Origin of the sequence: Cupriavidus sp. SIMBA_020 (assembly GCF_046535395.1) — a bacterium.
GTDB lineage: Bacteria > Pseudomonadota > Gammaproteobacteria > Burkholderiales > Burkholderiaceae > Cupriavidus > Cupriavidus campinensis.
Map to the genome: position 1 here is coordinate 1 of NZ_JAWRWU010000589.1, position 271 is coordinate 271.

Below are 271 nucleotides of genomic sequence, written 5' to 3' on the forward strand. Positions count from 1 at the left end.
GGTCGAGCAGTTCGACCAGTGCCATCGGTGCGTTGTCGCCAACACGGAAACCGAACTTCAGGATGCGCAGGTAGCCGCCCGGACGGTTCGCGAAACGCGGACCGAGCACGTCGAACAGCTTCGTGACCGAGTCACGATCGCGCAGGCGGTTGAACGCCAGACGACGGTTTGCCAGCGACGGCTTCTTGCCCAGCGTGATGTGGGGCTCGACAACCTTACGGAGTTCCTTCGCCTTCGGCAGCGTCGTCTTGATGACTTCGTGCTCGATGAG

The 271-nt window shown here is 62.0% G+C and carries 1 protein-coding gene; it reads right to left on the reverse strand.

Annotation, left to right across the window (positions count from 1 at the left end; all coding sequences use genetic code 11):
* Positions 1–271: 50S ribosomal protein L17 (rplQ, locus tag SB751_RS30645; RefSeq protein ID WP_410749104.1), on the reverse strand; the 271-nt coding region annotated here is incomplete at both ends.